This window comes from Sphingobium xenophagum, assembly GCF_031457465.1.
Lineage (GTDB): Bacteria > Pseudomonadota > Alphaproteobacteria > Sphingomonadales > Sphingomonadaceae > Sphingobium > Sphingobium xenophagum_A.
The window spans coordinates 1-16,274 of the sequence record NZ_JAVDWV010000016.1; the positions used below are offsets into that span (position 1 = coordinate 1).

Annotated in this window: 15 protein-coding genes; 5 read left to right on the top strand and 10 right to left on the bottom strand. The window is 61.7% G+C overall.

Going from position 1 to position 16,274, the window contains the following annotated elements; all coding sequences use genetic code 11:
- Positions 1-207: 207 nt before the first annotated feature.
- The 3 genes from J2W40_RS16140 to J2W40_RS16150 form a co-directional block, all read right to left on the bottom strand.
- On the bottom strand, positions 208-1,197 hold the full coding sequence (locus J2W40_RS16140) for an acyl-CoA dehydrogenase family protein (protein WP_310226704.1): 990 nt from the start codon (positions 1,195-1,197) through the stop codon (positions 208-210).
- Entirely contained in the window at positions 1,194-2,333 is a 1,140-nt protein-coding gene (locus J2W40_RS16145) for an acyl-CoA dehydrogenase family protein (protein WP_310226707.1), read from the bottom strand. The genes J2W40_RS16140 and J2W40_RS16145 overlap by 4 nt, the downstream gene beginning before the upstream one ends.
- A 93-nt stretch (positions 2,334-2,426) precedes the next feature.
- Positions 2,427-3,305, bottom strand: coding sequence for an IclR family transcriptional regulator (locus tag J2W40_RS16150; RefSeq protein ID WP_310226709.1), 879 nt, complete (start codon positions 3,303-3,305; stop codon positions 2,427-2,429).
- A gap of 205 nt (positions 3,306-3,510) precedes the next feature.
- Between J2W40_RS16150 and J2W40_RS16155 the strand changes: the two genes are divergently transcribed.
- Both J2W40_RS16155 and ribB read left to right on the top strand, forming a co-directional pair.
- Entirely contained in the window at positions 3,511-5,739 is a 2,229-nt protein-coding gene (locus J2W40_RS16155) for a molybdopterin-containing oxidoreductase family protein (protein WP_310226711.1), read from the top strand.
- Positions 5,740-5,746: 7 nt separating this feature from the next.
- Complete coding sequence (gene ribB, locus J2W40_RS16160; RefSeq protein WP_310226713.1) at positions 5,747-6,859, top strand: 3,4-dihydroxy-2-butanone-4-phosphate synthase; 1,113 nt, start codon at positions 5,747-5,749, stop codon at positions 6,857-6,859.
- On the opposite strand, the gene J2W40_RS16165 is transcribed toward ribB, so the two are convergent.
- A complete protein-coding gene (locus J2W40_RS16165) occupies positions 6,844-8,289 on the bottom strand; it encodes an aldehyde dehydrogenase family protein (protein WP_310226716.1) in 1,446 nt (481 codons plus the stop codon). The two genes, ribB and J2W40_RS16165, sit on opposite strands and share 16 nt — an antisense overlap.
- A 19-nt stretch (positions 8,290-8,308) precedes the next feature.
- The gene (locus J2W40_RS16170) at positions 8,309-9,118 is read right to left on the bottom strand and encodes a crotonase/enoyl-CoA hydratase family protein (protein WP_310226719.1); all 810 of its coding nucleotides are present in this window, start codon (positions 9,116-9,118) and stop codon (positions 8,309-8,311) included.
- A gap of 202 nt (positions 9,119-9,320) precedes the next feature.
- On the opposite strand from J2W40_RS16170, the gene J2W40_RS16175 reads away from it, so the two are divergent.
- The 3 genes from J2W40_RS16175 (at position 9,321) to J2W40_RS16185 (ending at position 12,284) form a co-directional block, all read left to right on the top strand.
- Positions 9,321-10,157 (top strand): acyl-CoA thioesterase, encoded by an 837-nt coding sequence (locus J2W40_RS16175; protein ID WP_310226721.1) that lies wholly within the window; start codon positions 9,321-9,323, stop codon positions 10,155-10,157.
- A gap of 86 nt (positions 10,158-10,243) precedes the next feature.
- Complete coding sequence (locus J2W40_RS16180) at positions 10,244-10,954, top strand: SDR family NAD(P)-dependent oxidoreductase (protein WP_310226724.1); 711 nt, start codon at positions 10,244-10,246, stop codon at positions 10,952-10,954.
- 82 nt (positions 10,955-11,036) lie between these two features.
- On the top strand, positions 11,037-12,284 hold the full coding sequence (locus J2W40_RS16185; RefSeq protein ID WP_310226727.1) for an MFS transporter: 1,248 nt from the start codon (positions 11,037-11,039) through the stop codon (positions 12,282-12,284).
- A 22-nt stretch (positions 12,285-12,306) separates the two neighbouring features.
- Here J2W40_RS16185 and J2W40_RS16190 read toward each other — a convergent pair whose 3' ends face one another.
- From J2W40_RS16190 to J2W40_RS16210, 5 genes are all read right to left on the bottom strand, one after another.
- Complete coding sequence (locus tag J2W40_RS16190) at positions 12,307-13,068, bottom strand: SDR family NAD(P)-dependent oxidoreductase (protein WP_310226730.1); 762 nt, start codon at positions 13,066-13,068, stop codon at positions 12,307-12,309.
- Position 13,069: 1 nt separating this feature from the next.
- Complete coding sequence (locus J2W40_RS16195; RefSeq protein WP_310226732.1) at positions 13,070-13,816, bottom strand: enoyl-CoA hydratase/isomerase family protein; 747 nt, start codon at positions 13,814-13,816, stop codon at positions 13,070-13,072.
- A gap of 117 nt (positions 13,817-13,933) precedes the next feature.
- A complete protein-coding gene (locus J2W40_RS16200; protein ID WP_310226735.1) occupies positions 13,934-14,704 on the bottom strand; it encodes an enoyl-CoA hydratase/isomerase family protein in 771 nt (256 codons plus the stop codon).
- A gap of 13 nt (positions 14,705-14,717) precedes the next feature.
- Positions 14,718-15,875: a thiolase gene (locus J2W40_RS16205; RefSeq protein WP_310226736.1), complete on the bottom strand. Its 1,158-nt coding sequence runs from the start codon at positions 15,873-15,875 to the stop codon at positions 14,718-14,720.
- Positions 15,872-16,249 (bottom strand): Zn-ribbon domain-containing OB-fold protein, encoded by a 378-nt coding sequence (locus J2W40_RS16210; protein WP_310226738.1) that lies wholly within the window; start codon positions 16,247-16,249, stop codon positions 15,872-15,874. Before J2W40_RS16210 ends, J2W40_RS16205 begins: the two co-directional genes overlap by 4 nt.
- Positions 16,250-16,274 lie beyond the last annotated feature (25 nt).

Below are 16,274 nucleotides of genomic sequence, written 5' to 3' on the forward strand. Positions count from 1 at the left end.
ATGCTCGCGCCGGGCAATACCAGTCCATGTCACCATTCACTCCATCTCTTCGCAAAGAGGTGTGAATCACAACATGCTGGTATTGCTCAATAACTTTCGGTTCGGGCTCTAACAGAAAACCTAGCCGAGATCGGCTAATACATAACCGCGTTCGCCGATGGCGGTGCCCAGGCAGACACTTATCCGATAGCGACTTCCAGAAAGGCGTCAGCTGACCAGCCGGTCACTTAAATTGGTTAGGTCGGGCCAAAAATTGTCCGCACCGCGGGCGCAAGTGCGCTGACCCAGCCTGTCGGCCCAATAGCTGTCGTTTCCGAACTCGCTGCGCCAAGTCCACAGCCGACGGGTCAGCCAGTGCAGGTCGTATTCCTCTGTAAAGCCGATCGCACCATGCACCTGATGCGCGATCGCGGTGCCGACACCGGCTGCCATGTCTGCCCGCATCTTCGCAGCAGCGACCTCGTAAGTCGCATCGCCATGATCCAGCGCCTGAGCTGCGGCATGGGCGGCACAGTTCGCTGCCGCAGCCTCGCACGCGAAAGTGGCGAGGTTCTGCTGGACCGCCTGGAAAGCGGAGAGGGCCCGACCGAACTGCTTACGCTGGTTTGCGTACTCGGTAGCCATGGCCAATGCCGCGTCGAGCGCCCCGGCGATTTGCGCGGAACGGGCGAAAGCGCCGAGCATGAAGATGTCCGACTCATGCTGTACCGTGCGTGCCCCATCCAACAGGAGTGTGCTGCGCCTTTCGCCGGAAATCGCGGTGCGCGACGGGGAGTTTTGACCAGCAAGGTCGACGATCATGCTGCCATTGCCGTTGGGCGAAGGGGCGACAACGAAGGCCGCGCCGTCAGCCGCAGCCGCGCCACTTACTGAACCGGTAAAGCAATTGTCCAACAACGAGCCAGTTGCTGCCATCGCGATGGTTCCGCGTCCCGAGAGACCGGCACATCTGGCGATGTGCGCGGCGATGATCGCTTCGACCAGCGGCAGGTCGAGCGCATGATAGCCGGCCGTGCGGAAGACGATAAGCCCATCCTGCCACGACCCGCCGAAGCCGCCATCATTTTCGGGGACCAAGAGGCCGGGTAAGCCAAGTTCCTCGACCCTGTCCCAGTCCGCCGCAGGATCGGCGGCATGACCGATTTCCTCAAACAGTGACTGCGTCATGTCGGCAAGCATGGACTGGTGTTCGTTCATCTGAGACCGAGCCCCCTTGCGATGATGCCCTTGAGGATTTCGCGCGTACCACCGCGCAGCGAGAATGACGGCGAGACTTGCAGGAGATGGCCGAGTATCCGTGCCAGCGGTACCTCGCCTGAAAGGTCCAGGTCGATCGCGGCCTGGACCAGTTCGGGCATTGCCTGCTCGAAGCTGTTGCCGAGATCCTTGACGATCGTCGCCTCGAGCGCGGGGTCCTCGCCGGCAGCCAGCTTGGCGGCAACCGTCGCCGACATCATCCGCAAGGTCCACATCTGCGCGGCAAGACGGCCCACCAGTTGCCTGACATGCGCATCGGGCGAAGGGCCGACGTAGCGCAGCAATTCCAGGAAAAGCGCGGTCGACGACAGGTAGCGCTCCGGTCCCGAACGTTCGAGCGAGAGCTCGGCTGTGGCTTGATGCCAACCCTGCCCCTCGGCCCCGACCAGCGCGTGTTCTTCGAGCTCGACCGAATCGAAAAAGACCTCGTTGAAGTCGTGCCCGCCGGTCAGGTCGATGATTGGGCGAACGGTTACTCCCGGCGCATCCATCGGGATGACGAACTGGCTGAGTCCGGCATTGCGCTGAGATCCCGGCTCGGTGCGGACGAGCGCGATCATCACGTGGCAGAAGTGCGCGCCAGTGGTCCAAACCTTCTGGCCGTCGACGATCCATTTGCGCCCGTCACGCCGTGCTGTCGTCTTGACCGAGGCAAGGTCTGAGCCGGCATCTGGTTCCGACAGGCCGATGCAGGCGTATACGCGGCCCTTGGCCATGCCGGGAACCCAGCGCTCGATTTCTTCACGCTGTCCATAACGCAGCAACATGCCGCCAGTCTGGCGATCAGCAATCCAGTGAGCGCCCACCGGCGCGCCCGCGGCCAGCAATTCCTCAAGGACGACATAACGCTCGAGACTTGAGCGTTCATGACCGCCGTATTCGCGCGGCCAAGTCATGCCGATCAGGCCTGCGTCGCCCAGATTCTTGCTGAACGCTGGGTCTGCGAAAGTCCAGCAATTGGCACGCGTCGCGGGATCGGGGTGGGGCGGATGTTCGGCAACCAGTCGTCGGGCCCTTTGCCGTAGTTCTGCGGCGGATTCAGGCCAGGAAATTGGTTGCGCCGTAAATGTCTGCACGCGGCAACTCCATTGTGTCGCCGTCAGACCTGTATCCGTTCTGCGGGGTTGGCAATGGCGTTCAGCCCTGCCAAGCCCGGCAGCGACGATCTATTACAGGTGTAATACCCCGCCCTCGGCCCAAGCTTCCAAGCTGTCCTTCTCCGATGTGGCATGCACTTGGCGCGACTCGGAGTACCGGTTGATTTCCTCGCGCAGGATTTCGAGGTAGCGATCGCGGTTCTCGCGCAAGTCCGCGGTCATGCTCGGAATGCCGACGACGAGCGGTTCTTCCTCGCCGATCTGCGGCAGTCGCATGGCCACCATGCCGCCGCCCTTGGTGATTGTGTCGAGCGTGCAGGCCCACCCCTGTTCGCGCACTCCGGCGACGTTATCCATCAACGTCTGGATCGACTGATGTGGTTCGCCAACGCCGGATTCGGCGTTGGTGCGCATCGCGATCCGCTTTATGACCGCGTCCGGCAAGTCGGCCAAGAGCACAAGGCCGGTTCCCGACCGGATAAGGGGGCGCCGCGATCCCTTCACTACAAAGAGGCGGACGGGATTCATCGACTGCACGACGTGCACATATTCCGACCAGATCTGGTTGCGCACGGCAGCCACGACCGCCTCGCCGGTACGTGCGTTTACGCGCTGCAACAGGCGCATCAATAGCCCGTCACTGATCATAGGCCCATTTACCCAGTTGCCGAGCAACGCGACGCGAATGGTCGGTCCAAACGCGCGGGTATTGGGATTAAAATGAAGATAGCCCATCACGACCATACTGCGCAGCAGGACCGATGTGCTCGATTGCGGCAAGTCCAGAAGGTCGGAAACCTCGGACACCGGAGCCTCGCGCCGGAGCACGTCAAAAAGTTCCAGTATCTTGAGGGCGCGTCCAGCCGACTTCACGACACCATCGGTTTCGGTGCCGCTCCAACCGACCACATTGAGCTCGCCCAACGATCTCGAAAGTCGTCTTAATTGCATATCTGCTCTCCTATTTTCGAACAGACAGTAGAAAAGGCTTTTTGTCAAGCAGGATTGCCGCCGAGTGCGGCGAGCGGCTAGATTGTGGGTCGATCTATCGGTTGACAGAATTATTTTGCTGGGGGCACAAAGCCGGGTGAACCTGCGGGGCTGCGTAACTATATTGTCAGAATGGCAGCGCATGTTTTTTGGAGAGGATAGAACGATGACTGCCCATCCGACTTTCTGCCGGGTTTGCTACCATTTATGCGGTGCCGTGGTCGAAGTCGACGATGAAGGGCGTGCGGTGTCGATGACCGGCGACCGGGACAATCCGTTGTACAGGGGCTATGGTTGCATGAAAGGGCGTGCGTCGCCTTCCGTGCACAACAGTCCGAACCGGCTGCTGCAATCCATGAAACGGCAGCCGGATAACAGTTTCGCGCCGATTGACGTCGAACTGGCGATGGACGAGATCGCCGCCAAGCTGACCGCCATCCTTGAACGCGACGGACCGCGTGCGATCGCTTCCTACCACGGAACCGGGATCGTTGCGCATTCGCTGGCCATGGCGGGCACCCATTCCTTCATGGAAGCGATTCAGTCGCCGATGGTGTTCAGCAACGAATCAATCGATCAGCCCGGCAAGTCGGTCGCCAAGGGGCTGCACGGCATGTGGCAGGCACCCGGCAATGGCTGGATCGACCCCCAGGCGATCTTGATCATTGGCATGAATCCTCTGGTCAGCCACAACGGCTTTCCTTTCGGCAACCCTGCGGCATGGATTAACGACCGGTTGGCGAAAGGTACGCAACTGATCGTTATCGATCCTCGTCGCACCGAAACGGCAAGGAAGGCGACTCAGTTCGTGCAGCCATTGCCGGGCCACGATGCCGCGATCTTGGCTGCGATGGTCCGGGTGATCATCGACGAGGAACTGTACGACTGTGCCTTCGTAGCAAAGAACACCCGCGGCCTTGCCGAATTGCGCACGGCACTGGCCGAGTTCTCGCCCGAGGCGGTCGCGGAAGCAGCTGGCATCGGTGCTGCCGACCTTGTCCTGGCGGCGCGGACTTATGCTTCTGCGCGTCGCGGCTACGCAATCTGCGGCACAGGACCGAGCATGAGTGGTTCGTCCACTCTGGTCGAGTATCTGCGCATGTGCGTCGAGACACTATGCGGCCATTACATGCGCGAGGGTGAAGTCCTGCCGGTGGCAGGGGTCACCATGGCCCCTCCATCCGCCAAGGCACAGGCTACTCCGCCGTTTCCGGCATGGGGCGATTCGTTTGGCGGTCACGCCACTCGTGTCCGCGGGCTTGGCGCCTATTTCGCCGGATCAGCGCCGATGCCGACTGCGGCGTTGCCCGAAGAGATCCTGCTGCCCGGTCAAGGACAAGTTCGTGCCTTCATAAACTGTGCCGGCAATCCGGTGCTCGCCTGGCCGGACCAGAACAAGACGATAGAGGCCTTGAGCAGCCTGGAAGTGAGTGTCGCGCTGGACGTCAAGATGACCCCTTCGGCGGCGCTGGCCGATTATGTCATCGCTTGCAAGCAGCACCTCGAGACGCCGGGCATCTCTTACCTCTCGGAAGGACTCGCCTTTTACTCGACCGGGGTCGGCGTGGCCGAATCGTTTGGGCAGTACACGCCCGCGATCGTTGCGCCGCCGCCGGGCTCGCAGGTCATAGAGGAGTGGGAGTTCTTTTACGGTTTGTGCAAGCGAATGGGTCGCGAGTTCACAATGCACGGGCTGAACGGAACGACATTCGATGTCGACCTGGACGACCGACCCGATACCGATACCGATACTTTGCTGGAACAGTTCATGGCAGGATCGCGCATCCCGCTCGCCGAATTGAAGCGTTATCCGCATGGGGCCGTGTTTCCAGACGAGAACGCTCGCGTCCTGCCCCAAGACGAAGGCTGGGAAGGGCGGCTCGAACTGGCCGATGCCGACATGATGGCGGATCTGCGCGCATATTCTCTAGCAAGTAGCAATGATGGAGCAGGCTTCACGTTTCGCCTGATCAGTCGACGCATGCGGCATACGTTCAATTCGATATCGCACGATCCGGCGACTAGGGGATTGCCCTACAATCCGGCCTTCATGCACCCCGACGACATGACCGCGCACGATCTGACGGAAGGTTCAGTGATTAGTATCACTTCCCGCTATGGATCGATCCCGGGCGTTGTTCGGGTTGATGCTGCGTTGCGACCTGGGCTCATCTCGATGTCGCATGGCTACGGCGGCGGGCCGGATGACGATGCGGACCTGTTCGAGAAGGGCAGTCCGACGTCGCGCCTCAGCGGACTTGACGACGAGGCGGAGCGTTACAGCGGCCAGCCGCGCATGAGCGGCATCCCGGTCAATATCGCGCCGAGCGATTTTCCGCTGGCGAACAAGGGCGTCGTCAAGCATCTGACAACTAGCGGTCGTGATTGGGAGTAAAAAAATTATGTCGCAGGAAGCCGCGCTCGCAACCGCCGAGGAAATCATCAACGAAGCCCGCAATGGCCGGATGTTTATCCTTGTCGACGATGAGGATCGCGAAAACGAAGGCGATCTGGTCATCCCGGCCCAGATGGCAACCCCGGCTTCGATCAACTTCATGGCGATGCACGGCCGCGGCCTCATTTGCCTTGCGTTGACTCGGCAAAGGGCCGACCAGCTTGGCCTCGAGATGATGTCCAAGGCCAACGGAACGCGCCACGAAACGGCTTTTACTGTATCCATCGAGGCACGGCACGGGGTCACGACCGGTATTTCGGCCGCCGACCGCGCGCGGACGATAACCGTGGCGATCAATCCACAGGTCGGTTCGGACGAGATCGTAACGCCCGGACACGTGTTCCCGTTGGTCGCGCGAGATGGCGGTACGCTGGTACGCGCGGGCCATACCGAGGCGGCGGTCGATGTAGCGCGACTTGCGGGCTTGATGCCGGCCGGTGTGATCTGCGAGATCATGCACGAAGACGGCACGATGGCGCGCCTTCCCGAACTTTTGAAGTTCGCCGCCCATCACGGGTTGAAGATTGGGACGATCAAGGATTTGATAGCCTATCGCCTACGCTTCGACCATCTGGTTGAGACGATTGCCCAATCGACGTTTCAGTCCGAAGACGGACACGAATGGAAGATGCTTGTCTATCGCAACAAGATCGACGGCACACGGGCCTATGCCTTGGTGAAAGGAGAAATCGACTCAGATCAGCCGACTCTAGTGCGCGTTCACGTCGCGTCGGCCTTCTATGACATGCTAAACGTACCTGGACACCGGCGGGGCCTCATTCCGCGGGCGATGCAGCGCATCGTCGAACACGGCTCAGGCATCATCCTCGTGTTGTTACCGTCACCCGATATCGGCATCGGCGTGGGCCCCGACGGAAACCCTGCAGATTCTCGCAGTTTTGGCATCGGCGCGCAGATCCTCGCCGACCTTGGCGTGCGCGATATGATCTTGCTGCGCACCAGCAAGCGTCATACGATCACCGGCGTTGGCGGCTATGGACTGGATATCGTCGACGAAATGCTGATCGAAGCGCCCGATGGCGATCAGGCGGCGGTATAGGCCGTTTTGACCGTCGTATAGAATTCGGCCGCGTAATGACCTTGTTCGCGCGGACCGTAGCTCGACTGCTTGCGTCCGCCGAACGGCACGTGGAAATCAACCCCTGCCGTCGGCGTGTTGACCATCACCATCCCGGCGCTCGAACGCCGCTTGAAATCGGAGGAATGCCGCAGCGAAGTCGTCACGATACCTGACGACAGCCCGAAATCGGTGTCGTTGGCGAATGCCACTGCCTCGTCGTAATCATCGGCGCGGATGACGCAGGCGATCGGGCCGAATATCTCTTCGCGCGCGATACGCATGTCGTTGCTTGCGCCCACGAACAGGGCCGGTCGCATGAAATGGCCGCGCTGGCTCTCGCAGATCTCGCCAGCGACGACGAGCTCGGCGCCTTCCGCCTTGCCGACATCGAGATAGTCGTGGTTGCTTTGCAGCTGCTTCGCTTCGGCGACGGGGCCGATGACGGTTCGCGGATCGAGCGCGTCGCCCACCTGGATCGCCTGCAGTCGTCCGATCAGCGCTTCCACGAAAGCGTCATGAATGCCGCGCGTGACGATAAGGCGTGACGATGCAGTGCAACGCTGTCCAGTCGAATAGTAGGCACCCTGAGCGGCGACCTCTACGGCAACGCCGAGATCGGCATCATCGAGCACGATCAGCGGGTTCTTGCCGCCCATCTCGAGCTGCACTTTGGCAAGGCGCCCGGCAAGCTGGCTTGCCAGTTGCTGCCCCACTGCCTGCGAGCCGGTGAAGCTTACCGCATCGATATCGTGATGCCCGACGATGGTATCGCCCACCACGCCCCCGCGCCCCATCACGAGGTTGAACACCCCAGCTGGCACTCCGGATCGCGCGATGATTTCGGTCAGCGCCCACGCCGAGGCCGGGACCGCATCGGCGGGCTTAAAGACGACGGTGTTGCCATAGGCCAAGGCCGCCGCGATCTTCCATGCGGGGATCGCCATCGGGAAGTTCCAGGGCGTTATCAGGCCTACGACGCCGACCGGTTCGCGCGTGATTTCGACCGATAGTCCCGGCCGAACCGATTCGACGAACTCGCCGCCGGGCCGTAACGCCTCGCCCGCAAACCATTTGAACACGTGACCGGCGCGCGCAACTTCACCGATGCCTTCTGCCAGCGTCTTGCCTTCTTCGCGCGACAGCAGGCGGCCCAATTCGTCCTTCCGAGCAAGCAGTTCGCTGCCAACGCGATCGAGAACTTCGGATCGGGACAGGATGCCGACGCTTCGCCAGCCCTCGCGTGCCTCGGAAGCTGCCGCGATTGCCCTTTCGACCTGAGCCTTGTCGGCACGGGCATAGACGCCAATCGTCTCGTCCAGGTTGGACGGATTGACGTTGCGCGAGACATCGTCGCCTTCGACCCAGCCGCCCGCGATCCAGTTGCGGAAGACCTTTGGCTGATCGATCATTGCGGGCTCCGGCGCGGCATCAATTGCCGGTGAAGTTGGGCTTGCGCTTAGCGACGAACGCATCGAGCGCCTCGCGATGGTCGCGGGTGGCATGGGCAAGAGGCTGCATCGCAGCGGACATGTCGAGCACGCGGTCGAGCGTCATGTCCTGCCCCGCTGTCATCAGCTTCTTGGTCATGCGCACCGCTGCCGGTGGATTAGCGGCAATGCGCTGTGCGATCGACCGCGCCTTGTCCATCAGCTGGTCGTCATCGACCACATAGGACACAAGGCCCCATTCGAGCGCCGTGTCGGACGAAATCGCATCGCCGGTAAACGCCAACTCGCGTGCCCGCGACTGCCCGATGGCGCGCGGCAGCAACCAGACACCGCCGTCGCCAGGGATCAGGCCGACTTTCACGAAGCTTTCGGCAAATGTTGCACTTTTCCCCGCAACCCGGATGTCGCACATGCAGGCCACGTCGCATCCCGCGCCAATCGCCGGGCCGTTTACTGCTGCAACGATCGGAACCTCGAGCCGCTCGAAGGCGAGGGGGATGCGCTGGATGCCATCAACATACCACAGCCGATTTTCAATGGGAGGAGCATCGGCGTTGCCGCCCGGCGCGGCCATCGCCTTCAGATTGCCACCCGACGAAAAGGCCGAACCGGCTCCGGTGAGGATGGCCGCGCGAACGCTCTTGTCTGCGTTCATACGCTCCATCGCGGCGACCAGCCCCTCGATTACTGATTGTTCGGAAACCGGGTTGCGAAGCTCGGGTAAGTTGAGGGTGAGCGTGACGACGTGATCGTCTTGGCGGTAGAGAACGGCCTGATCGTCGGTCGCCATGAGGGTCGGGTCCTGTGCTGCATGAGTTCGCGGCCGGTGGTATGGCACCCGCCGAAACCTGTCCATCCGCTATGTGATTAACGTTGGATGGAGCCAAGATATTCGCAAGTAGCGGTTGCCTGTGCGGCTCTGTCAACCCATCGAACCGTTGCGCGATCAACGTGCCAAGCTACCGGAGGCGAAGTTGTCCGACCTGCGATCCTTGCTCCAACTTGCCGAGTGTGGCGCCAATATATGGCGCTCGGTATCGCCCGATACCAATGCGGGGGGCGAAGTGTTCGGCGGGCAATATCTCGCCCTGTCGACATCGGCTGCGATGCTCAGCGCGCCGGGACGATTTCCCCACGCGATGAGCGCTTTTTTCCTCCGTAGCGCTAAGGCGTCGGAGCCGGTCGAGTATAGGGTCGACCCTATTCGCGACGGGCGCGCCTTCGCGCACCGCAGGGTCATCGCCTGGCAAGGCGGTAAAGAAGTTTTTTGCGCCGAGATCAGTTTTCACGAGCCCGAGGAGGGGCAGCCCGCGCACGCGGTGGCGGCGCCATCGGCGCCCGACATTGCCCTGCTCAAGTCGCATCGCCAGTGCGTGATCGACCGCGCCGATGAGCTTGACCCGCTTGTCGTGCGCCGGGTTAAGAACCGGGTCGCGTTCGAAACCTACTTCCGCGATCCCGACGAGGGACTGGGCGTGCCGGGCGCACGGCCAGAGACGATGGCATGGTTGCGACCGTCAGTGGTGCCCGCGCCTGGCGATGCCGTCGCCTATTACGCAACTATCGCCTACATGACCGATGCCTGCGCGAACTTTGCCGCGCGCATCATGCACGCACCGCATCTGCACGACGGAGAACTATCGTCGGTTTCGCTCAACCACGCGATCTGGTTCCATGCGACGCCGACGAACATTGACGAGGTCCTATATGTCGTCGACAGCCCGTTTGCAGGCGGCGGGCTCGGCTTTAATCGCGGCTCCATGTTTGGGCCGGACAGGCGGGTGCTTGCCTCGATCACGCAGGAAGCGCTGATCCGTCGGCGCGCCTGAACGGACTGATATCACCGATCTGATGGCCTTGCCGGTCGCCGTGGCCGGGCAGCCTGTTACCATTCCCGCATAAAGGGGATGAGTGAATGGTGCAAAAGCAAGCAATAGCGATTATCGGTGCGACCGGAACCGTCGGCCGGGGTATAGCCCGTGTGTTTTCTAAGATGGGATGGACGGTGATCGCTGTCGCGCGCGATCCGGAACGATTGAGCGCGCTGGTCGGTGAATGCGAAGGTGAAGTCATTCCGGTGGCGGGTTCCGTTGGCGATGACGCATCTGCACTGGCGCTCGCAAAAGCGGTCGCAGGGCACCAACCAGTGCTCGACGCGGTCATCACCTCGGTCAATGCTCCGCCGGAGCTGGCCCATGTCATGACCCAGCCGATCGAGGATTTGGTCGAACTTTTCCGTCACAATGTGATGTCGCACCTAATCGCCGCGAAGGCTTTTCTGCCTCTGCTGGCGCCGACTGGTCATTACATCGGCCTCGGCGGCGGCATGGCCGACGTGATGGTCGAGCGTAAGGGCGGGGTGTCGATGTGCCAGGCTGCGTTACGCAATCTGTTCCGCCACATCGCATTGGAAAACGCAGGCAGGGGGCCAACGGTGAAAGAGCTCATGCTTTATTCGCTGATCGTCGATCCGGCCGACGAGGCGAATGCCGACCCGCGCCAGGTGCGGGCCGACGAGGTGGGCGACCATATAATGGCGATCGTGAACCAGCCTGACATTTTCCCCGGCCCGATCCTGGCACTGAAATCGCGAAAACAGGTGGGCCAGCCGCAGCGCGATATCTGAACCCGCCCGGCGGGCGGACGGAGAGCCGATTGAACATAATCAACCGGGCGCAAGAACGCACGGCAAGACGACAGGAACCGGCATGGCACGTCAGATGAGCGAATGGAGAAGCGGCTGGAAGACCGTCGCCAGTGCGACGGTCGGCATCATGTTCATGACTGGCATTCCAAGTGTTACAGGCGTGGTCATAGCGCCGTTGGTGGAAGAGTTCGGCTGGCCGCGGGCGCTGATCACCGCAAATGTATTCATCGGGGCGACGATGTCACTGCTGCTTGCTCCTTTGTTGGGGAGGATGGTCGTCCGGTACGGCGCGCGGCGATGCGCGCTCATCGCGATCGGTGCGGCCCTTCCCGGACTGATGATGATTGCCATGACAGGCGGTAGCATCTGGACCTGGATCGGCGCCTGGCTCGTCTTCGCGGTGATCCAGGTCGGCATTAGCCCGATGGTCTGGATGGGTGCGGTCGCCGGACTGTTCGACCGCTCACGAGGCATGGCGCTGGCCATCACATTCAGCGGGTCCGGAATTGCCTTTTTTCTTTTCCCGCCGCTCGCCGTTTTGATGTTAAGCCACTACGGCTGGCGCGGTGTCTACGTCGGCATCATGGCACTGATGCTGGTGATCCTGTTGCCTATCGTAGTCCTGTGGTTTCGCGATGTGCACAGCGTGAATCTCGCTGGCACTGGTGAAAGCAGGTCCAAGGTGGCGCTTGCCGGCTTTCGCCTACGGCAGGCGGTGAAGATGCGGCATTTCTGGCAATTCGTGGCGGTCTCGACGCTGATGGCGCTGGCCGAGGGTTCGCTGCAGGTGCACTTGTTCCCGATCCTGAACGAGGGAGGCCTTCCGCCTGCGGAGGCGGCATGGACCACCGGATTGATGGGCATTTCGATGATCGGGGGACGGCTTGCCACCGGCTGGCTGTTCGATCACACGCTGCCCATCCCGGTATTCGGTGTCTCGATCCTGCTCATTCTCGCGAGTTGTCTGCTTGCCACCGTATATACCGGCAGCGCCTTTCTGGGTGCCATGGTTTCGTTCTGTCTCGGTTTTGGAGCCGGCGGCACGACAAATGCACTGGCCTATCTCACCAGCCGCTATTTCGGGTTAGCCGACTACCCGGCGATATTCGGCCTGCTGATGGGCACCTTTTCGCTCGGGTACGGCATTTCCCCAGTGGTCGCGGGTCTGCTGCGCGAGAATACGGGTAGCTATGCGTCGATTTATCCCTTGCTAATTGCGACCCTGACGCTCGCCGCGATGCTTGCGGTGACATTGGGCAAGCCAAGCGATGGTGTGATCAAGGTTCACCCCCTCGCCAATTCGGCGTGATGGAGGTCGGCGGCCGCCGCAGTCAGTTCATCCAGCGGCCGCCATTGACGATAAGCGTCTGGCCGGTGACAAAACCAGCCTCTTCGCTCGCGAAATAGACAACCGCGTGGGCGATATCCTCGGGTGCTCCGAGCCGTCGCATGGGCGTTTCGGCTATTGCCTGCTCAACGAACCTTTGCGGCAACTGATCCATTGCGCGAGTCCGAATGTAGCCTGGGGCGATGGCGTTCACGGTGATACCAAATTCGGCGAGTTCCCGCGACAGCGAGCGAGTGAAGCCGATCACCCCGGCCTTGGCACCCGCGTAGGCCGAGGCCGACTTGCTGCCGATGAAAGCGGAATCAGAAGCGATATTGACGATCCGCCCCGCTCCCGTGGAGCGCATTATAGGTATCGCCTCGCGGCATGCGTCCATCGTACTGTGCAGGCAGATGCGGACCAGGAAATCGGCTACTTCCGGATCCGCTTCCCAAAAAGATGCGGCGCGTTCGCGTGCGCTCTGTCCAACGTTGTTGACGAGTACGTCCGCGTTGCCGAACTTTTCGGCGACTTGCGCGAAGGCTTCGCTGATCGAAGTGCGATCGGTCATGTCGGTGCGCAGTAACAAGGCATCGCACGACAGTGCCTCGACCTCCTTAGCCACGGCGGCAAGTCCCGCCTCGTCGATGTCGAGCAAGGCAAGGTCCGCGCCCTCGCGTGCGAAACGCAACGCGATAGCGCGGCCGATGCCGTTGGCCGCGCCGGTCACCACCGCGACGCGGCGCTGTTTTTCCGGCGCGGTCATGTCAGTTCTTCCGGAACTGCGGCTTGCGCTTGTCGACGAAGGCGTGAACCGCTTCCTTGTGGTCGGCAAGCTGGCTGGAGATGCTTTCGAGAGCGAAGCCTGCATCCACCATGCTGGCGAGATCCTGGCGCAGCGGGATGTTCGCGATGGACTTTGAAAAACGCAGAGCAACCATCGAATTGCTGCGAAGGCGATTGATTACGCGCTCCACCTCGGCATCGAGCTGGTCGGCGGGAACGGCCTTAGCAATCAGGCCCATCTGGCGCGCTTCGGTCGCACTCACCAGATCGCCGGTGAGGATGAAATATTTGGCCAACGCCATGCCAATGTTCTTGGGCCAGAAAATCGCGCCGCCATCGCCCGCGGCAAGCCCAACGCGGACATGCGGATCTCCAAATCGGGCGGTCTCGTTGGCGATGACGATGTCGCAGCACAGGGCCAGCGTGCAGCCCATGCCCACTGCATCGCCGTTGACCTTGCCGATGATGGGCTTTTCGGTGTCGAGCATCATCTGCATGAAGCGCTTGCCGTTGCGATAACCGGCAAGGAAGTTCTCGATCCCGTCGAGGTTCTTCTTCATTCCTTCGAGGTCGCCGCCGGCCGAGAAGGCCCGCCCTTCGCCGGTCAGTACGATGATCTCCACCTCGGCACAGCGATCGGCCTCGAAGAAGATGCGCGGAAGTTCATCGTCCATGTGGGTGGCGATGGCGTTGAGCTGCGCCGGGTTGTTGATCGTCACGGTCAGCACGCCGTCGGTGAGGTCGAACTTGAACTCATCGGGATATGTCGAGAAATCCATTGCAAAGCCTTTCATCAAAATAGTCGTCACGTTCGCGATCGGGGCGCTTGCGCCTTGCCCGCTCGCTTATTGCCCCTTGAAACTTGGTTTGCGTTTTTCCTTGAAAGCGGATGTCCCTTCGAGGAAATCCTCGGATCGGATCATCAGCGGCTGCATCACCATCTCGGTGGACAGCGCTTCCTCGAATGTCTGGTTCTCTGCTGCCGCGAACTGCCTCTTCGTCATCTTGAGCGAGAGTGTCGGGCTGGCGGCGAGTTCTGTGGCGATGGAATGGGCCCGTCCAAGGACATCCTCGGCAGGAGCAAGTTCGCTGACAAGGCCAAGTTCGTTCGCTTCTGTTCCGGATACGAAACGTCCGGAATAGACGAGCCTTTTGGCCCGGATCGGTCCCACGTTCTGCGACAGCAGGTGGACCGCCCCGCCATCCGGGGCGAGGCCGATGTGGCGGAAGGCGAACTGGAAGCGGGTGTCCGGCGCAGCAATGATATAGTCGCTGGCCAGCGCCATCGACCAGCCGACGCCAATGCACACCCCGCGCACCGCCGCGATCACCGGGATATCGGTGCGCACGACAGACCGGACCATGCGGTGAAGGATCTCCACCCGAGCCATGGAATCCGCGATGCCGCCGCCGCCCATTTCGCGCACGTCGGCACCCGCGCAGAAATCGGTGCCGCTACCCGTCATGACCACGGCGCGTATCGAGACGTCGTCCTGGACCTGCTGGAACAGGCGCGGGATCAGTTCGCGCATTGGCCGGTCGAGCGCGTTCTTCTTCTCGGCGCGTTCGAAGGTGATCGTGGCGACTGGGCCGTTGCGGGTGAAAGATACGGTCATGCAGCGATCCTCATCACACGGTTTCCGGCAGGCCGAGAATACACGTCGCCTGGCTAGACATCGTGCCGCCATTACCGTGCGCGAGGGCAAGCTTTGCCCCCGCGATCTGCCGCTCGCCCGCTTCGCCGCGCAACTGGCGGATCGATTCGACGAGGGTGAACAGGCCATACATGCCCGGGTGGCAGAACGAGAGCCCGCCGCCATTGGTGTTAACAGGCAGGGTGCCGCCAGGCGCGATCGCGCCACTAGCTACGAACGGCCCGCCTTCGCCCTTGGGACAGAAGCCCAAATCTTCGAGGAACATGATCGTGTTGATCGTGAACGCGTCGTAGAGATTGACTACGTCAATATCGGCTTGCGTAACACTGGCCTGCGCAAAGGCGCGTTCACCCGATTCCTTCGCCGCCGACACGGTAAGGTCGGCCAGTTGCGCGATCTCGCTGTGCCAGGTCGCCGAGGCCGCGCCGAGCAGGGCAACGGGCGTATGACGCAAGTCCTTTGCCCGATCCGCCCTTGTCATGACGACTGCCGCTCCGCCGTCGGTGACGAGGCAGCAGTCGGCGACATGGAGCGGGTCGGCAACGAGGCGGGTCGCCAGCACATCCTCGATAGAAAGCGGCCCCTGCCGGAACGCCTCCGGATTGAGGTTGGCCCACTGCCGGGCAGCCACGGCGACCGATGCCAACTGTTCGGACGTCGTCCCGTACTCGTACATGTGGCGCGACGCCGCGAGCGCATAGGACGCCACCGGGTTGTTGGGCCGATAGGGAAACTCGAACGGCGAGGGTGCCTGCGCTGAAACCAGCTTGCCCGCACCGGTCCGCTGGTTTGCGCCGTAACAGATGAGCGCGTAGTCGATCAGCCCGGCGTCGAGCGCGAGCATCGACCATTCCGCGTGCGTCAGAAAGGCCGATCCGCCAGTGCGGCTATTGTTGGTCATCTTCGGCCGGATGCCGAGATATTCGGCAATGCTGAGGCCCGAAAGGAAGTCCGATGGCAGGCAGATTGACAAACCGTCGATATCGGCGGGCTTAAGCCCGGCGTCTGCGATAGCCAACCGCGCCGCTTCGGCCGCGATCTCTATCGGGGTATAGCCGGGAGCCTCGCCGCATCCGAACGTAGCAGCGCCGACAAAGGCGGTCTTGCCGCGCAGTTCGCGACCGCGGGTCATTGCGCGTTCTCCGGTTCGAAGACGACGATCTTGCCATCGTCCGGCCCGTCGACGACTTTGGCGCGAACCCTCATCCCGACGGCAACGTCCTCCGCCGGGATCGACTGGACGTGCGTCATCAGGCGCGGACCTTCGTCCAGCTCGACGATGGCGATATTAATGTTCGGTGCGGGAGGCTTAACCCGCTTCACCGTCGTCGCATAGACGGTGCCGAACCCGCTCGGTTCGACCCATTCCAGATCGTTTGCGCCCGATTTCGGTGCCAACATGCGGGGGTAGAACACCCATTCGCCCGTGCTGGCCGAACGCTGGATCATGAATTTCCCGTTCGCGAGGTAATCGAAATACATCTTGGTTGGGGGCGGCTGGGTCAAAGGCAGAACTCCTCGGCTCGGGCGG